At 44.7% G+C, this 4,878-nt stretch carries 4 protein-coding genes and 1 pseudogene; 2 read left to right on the top strand and 3 right to left on the bottom strand.

Annotated elements, in window-relative coordinates; translation table 11 throughout:
* From AC4MRN_RS19530 to AC4MRN_RS19520, 3 genes and pseudogenes are all read right to left on the bottom strand, one after another.
* Positions 1-319 (bottom strand): annotated as a pseudogene (locus AC4MRN_RS19530) (ABC transporter permease); the annotation flags it as partial.
* Positions 319-2,118, bottom strand: a complete 1,800-nt coding sequence (locus AC4MRN_RS19525; protein ID WP_491204249.1) for a polysaccharide biosynthesis/export family protein — start codon at positions 2,116-2,118, stop codon at positions 319-321. The pseudogene AC4MRN_RS19530 and the gene AC4MRN_RS19525, both read right to left, overlap by 1 nt.
* A gap of 13 nt (positions 2,119-2,131) precedes the next feature.
* On the bottom strand, positions 2,132-2,503 hold the full coding sequence (locus tag AC4MRN_RS19520) for a hypothetical protein (protein WP_491204248.1): 372 nt from the start codon (positions 2,501-2,503) through the stop codon (positions 2,132-2,134).
* Positions 2,504-2,832: 329 nt separating this feature from the next.
* Here AC4MRN_RS19520 and wecA point away from each other — a divergent pair, with 329 nt between their 5' ends.
* Together wecA and AC4MRN_RS19510 are read left to right on the top strand one after the other, a co-directional pair.
* Positions 2,833-3,909, top strand: a complete 1,077-nt coding sequence (wecA, locus tag AC4MRN_RS19515; protein WP_073323141.1) for a UDP-N-acetylglucosamine--undecaprenyl-phosphate N-acetylglucosaminephosphotransferase — start codon at positions 2,833-2,835, stop codon at positions 3,907-3,909.
* A gap of 73 nt (positions 3,910-3,982) precedes the next feature.
* Complete coding sequence (locus AC4MRN_RS19510) at positions 3,983-4,870, top strand: glycosyltransferase (RefSeq protein WP_491204247.1); 888 nt, start codon at positions 3,983-3,985, stop codon at positions 4,868-4,870.
* Positions 4,871-4,878: the final 8 nt, after the last annotated feature.

The following is a 4,878-nucleotide window of genomic DNA, read 5'->3' as shown; positions in this document are numbered from 1 at the left end:
CAGCTATTGGTTGCACTTGACGAAATGCGTAAAGAGGCTTGTTTTTATTAAACGCGTTAGAAAGCTTTCCTAGTGGTGTTAAAAAAGACTGGATAGAAATTAAGCCAATCATCATAAATATAAGAACAGGTATCGTATGTACATCCCCACTCTTCATTAAGCTTCTTAACGCTGCTAACCCTACTATGAATATAAATGGTTCTATAAACGCCCAAGTCAATCCCAACTTATCATTAAACTGAGACTGTAATTCGCGAAGGAAAAGCGCGAATAACACACTTTTCCACACGTTTAGCTGTTTTCTTAGTGACGCAGTCATTAGTTAAGCGCAACATTCGCTGCAACGGCAATTTGATAAATAACCTGGGTGATATCTTTAACCGCCTGTAGCGTTTTAGCGTCTATTCTTGGTAAGACAACCACCTGGTCACCCGTTGAAATAGAAGTCTCATCATTGATATCAAAGAAGTCGACCATCCCGTTTGCCCGAATAACCAAAATGCGCTCATCGTTCGCTCTCTCACTGAACCCGCCAGCCCAGGCAACATAATCTTCAAGCGTCGCATTCTGATTGAAAACAACAGATTGCGGCATTAATACTTCTCCACCCACATGCACCAGATCTGTAACTGCCGGAATGACGATAGTATCGTTTGCTTCAAGAAGAATATCTGCCACGTTGGGGCCATCAGATACAATGACTTTGCCTAACGGTTTAATTTGTCTGGCTCGCGCAATGAAGTCAGAAATTAATTGGGCTTCCTGAACCCGAATTGCACCTTCGCCTGTTGATGAAACCGGCGCGGTATAAACAGACCTTTCCAGTCTGTCCAATGCCTGATTGATTATTTGCTGTTGCTGTTCAGCGACACTTTCGCGCAACAGGTAGATGTTTTTAAAGTCAGAAAGTGCCGGGTCAACGGCGACATTACTGAGCACCTGATGCAGACGGGCCCCTTTTTCGACCATGAAGCGGGATTCACCCTTGAAGCTTCCCGCAATATTTATGGGGTAGATCTGAATTTCATGATCATTTTTAAATTCAATATGATCACCAGCGTGAAGTTTCAAGCCGCTAAATTCATCTAGCTTGGTGTACTTTGCGAAATGGCTCTGATCACGCAGGCCGGTAACAGACACGTGACTAATAAAGTCGCCGGGTTTGGCATAGTTGACCAACAATTGGCCCAGCATGTCATCGCCTTTTAATTCGAATGTGAAGCTGTTTCTTGCCCCCTCGCTCACCGTGACTGTAGAGCCTATTGGTTTTACAAGAATGACGTCTTTGTCCTGAAAAGAGAAAGCGGGCAGTGAGCCATTGGTCACAAAGTCATATAAATCAATGGCTTCAATAGTCTTTCCATTCCGGATGATTTCGATATTTCTGAAACTACCGCGAAGAAAGTCAATACCGCCAGCGCGTTTTAAAAAATACAGAACACTATCGGTCGCTTGGCCGGCATACTGACCAGGACGTAACACAGGACCAGATACGTAAAGTGATACTGGCGTTGCAGTAAGCAGGTTGACGTATGTGTTTACGTCGTTGGTGTAAACAGATTTGATGGCCTGTGTGACAGTTTGATTCACCTGTCCGGCCGGTGTGTTCATAAGTTGTACAGGGCCAATATTGGGAATAAAGATATTCCCCTGACTATCGACGGTAACCACATCGGAATAATTAACCGCGCCCCACATCCAGACTGAAATTTGATCGCCCGGGGCAATCAAGTAGTTTTCGTTAACACTGCTTACACGTTCAGATTCGAAACCGCCAATAAACAGGTTTGCCGCAAAAGGCGGATTAGCCATTTTCTCCTGGAGTGGGTATACCATATCAATGGTTGGCTCTCCAGGTAACACCATCCCGTTTCTGGGAACGTTGTTGTACTGGCCCGCGCTTGCTCTGGTTGCACTGTTGGCGCTAGCTGGCAATGTTGGCGACATGCCCAGTTGCATAGGATTAATCCCACTGGCGCTATTTGTAGTACCCGCGCTGCCCTGGCGATTAAGCTGTTGCTGTACCTGTCTGATTTGCTCTGCACTTTGTGCCACAGCCTGTCCGGTACTGAGTAAACTCACAATAGACAAGCCAATCACGTATTTAAGTACTTTCATATGATGTCTGTTCCTACTGCGTATCTTGAGATGCTATTGCCGGAAAATGAAGCCAATAATCTTGTTTTTTACACAGAACACCAGCTTGATTCATTCTGCCTTGTTGGACTGCACTTAAGCGATAACATTGAAGGCCAAGCGCAGAGTAATAACCAGAGGCAACCGTATATTCTACTCCGTCAATGACAGTTCTGCCTTGAAAGATTTTTAACTCTGGAATGGCTTTTGCTTGTTTTGTATCAGATGTCGATGGTATCTGCTTTAGTGTGGCTAACTGATTGGAACTTACTAATGGTAAGTTAGCTTTGACGGCAGCAGGCTGGGATACACACCCTGCCAATGTGCTCAAACCTGTTATCCAAACAGCGGCGATAAATAATTTCATATCGTACTTGGCATACATCCATTTAAAGAGATGCCAAGAATACCATAATCGTAATAAAAGGCATGTAAAGTTTGATTGAGTTGGTTGAGTTGTGAGCAGATTAGCGATGTGCGTGCAAAAAAGCACCAATCAAACTTAAATTTTCGAACAGGGGTAGTCAGTTATACTAATGTTTACTATTATAGGGCGAGTTTTCAGATATCTCTCCACGAAACAATGTTTGTTCGTCAGTAATCTCAATGGAGTTGGTGGGTTAATGGATTGTCCTTTTTACAAGGTAGATAGTGTGACGGGTTTACTAACCGGGAATCAGTGGAGACTGTGATCGAATGTTAACGTATCTTCAGTTCATTCCGTTATTCACGGCTTTTTTTGTCGCGCTCATTTTGCTCGTGGTGATGACGCCACTTGCTCATCAGTTTGGGCTTGTCGACCAACCATCTTATCGTAAACGCCACAGCGGTATCGTGCCGTTGACCGGTGGTGTCGCAATATTTGTTGCGGTTCTCGTTGCCAGCGTGATGACTGACGTGTGGATGAAAAATAACCCGCTCTTTTTCACGGCATCTGCCTTTATTGTACTGTTGGGTATGCTGGATGACCGGTTTGATTTAAGCGCCAAAGGGCGTTTGATGTGCCAGTTTGGTGTTGCCTCTATCATGGCCTGGAGTGCGCAAAACTACATTACATCGCTGGGCGATATTTTCGGCTTCGGGTCTGTGTACCTCGGGTTAGGTGGCTATTTCTTCACACTGATTTGTGTGGTTGGTGTGATTAACGCTATTAACATGATCGACGGTATTGACGGTCTGGCCGGTGGCATGAGCCTGATCGTGTTAGCCAGCGTGGTGTCTCTGTTGCTCATCTCAGGCAACGGTGCCGCGATTATGGAGCCGCTGGTTATCATAGCCGCTATCGTTCCGTTTCTTGCGTTCAACCTGAGTTTGAAGGGTTTCAAAGGCAATAAGATTTTCATGGGTGACGCCGGCAGCATGTTCGTTGGCTTGACCATAGTGTGGCTGTTAGTTGACCACACCCAGGGCGTTTCCGCATCATTACGACCTATCACCGGGGTTTGGTTGATTGGTCTGCCACTGATGGACATGGCGGCTATAATGTTCAGAAGAGCCAAAAAGGGCCAGTCAGTTCTACGTCCTGACAGAAAGCACCTACACAATATCTTCATGCGTGCAGGCCTCAACTCAAGACGTTCATTAGTCGCTATCTTGTGTTTAGGCGCATGTTATTGCGTGGTGGGTATACTGGGTGAGGTTTACCAGGTGCCTGACTACATCATGTTTTGGTCTTTCATGGCATTGTTGGTGGTTTACACGGCTGCAATCATGAATATATGGAAGATTATTCGCGTAGTCCGAGATACAAAGCGATTGTTCTTGGGGAAATAATTGCCTCAAACTAGTGCAATCCAGGCGTGTTTTTCGTTACACTCTTCGCCAGTTATTTATCTCGGACAAACCATTGACCCCAAATTTTTCAATAAAGCATAGTCGTTATAAGGTTCACCGTGTTGAATCGATAGTGGCAATGGGGGTTTATGGTCGGGATAATCCGCAATGGCTCGAGCACTCTATTACCAGCATACTGTCGCAATCCTATTCTGATTTCCTCTATGTTATTGTTATTGACGGGCCTATCCCTGATACGTTGCTAGCGGTAATAATGAAACACGCGTCTTTGGACGAGCGCTTAGTCATTGTAGAGGGTAAGGAAAACTGCGGCCTGGCCACGTGCATGAACTTTGCTATCGACTGGTCCTTATCGTTACAACCAGCCTATTTCTTTAGGATGGATGCAGATGATATTTCAGAGCCAGATCGGTTTGCAACACAAATTGCTTACCTCGAAAAGCATTCACACGTGTCGATACTGGGTACAGGCTTAACCGAAATTAATGAACACGATAAAAAAGTCGGCTCGCGCGTTATGCCACTGACTAATCGACAAATTACCCGACTCTTGCCAAGGCGTTGCGCAGTAAATCATCCGACCGTATGTATCCGATACAAAGTGTTTAATGATGGGCACCGGTATGATGACAGTCTGCGCTTTGTTGAAGATTATCTACTTTGGATTGAGTTGGCATCACATGGTTATATATTTTGTAACCTCAAGGACAAACTACTTAAGTTTCGCAGAGTCGGTGATTTTTATAAGCGTCGCGGTTTTGTAAAGTCATTTAATGAATTCAGGGCGCGATTCAGAGCGCTTAGAAAACTTAAACGCATGTCTTTGTATAACTTGTTTTATGCAACCTCGGTGTTGATTCTGAGACTAATGCCTGCAAGTATTGTGAAGCTAGCCTACAAACTTGATCGTCATTACTTAGAGAAATTTATTAAACATTGATGTTCTCC

The organism is Marisediminitalea sp. (assembly GCF_984433645.1).
Note: the sequence above shows the minus strand (reverse complement) of the source record. Positions and strands in the feature narration are given on the sequence as shown.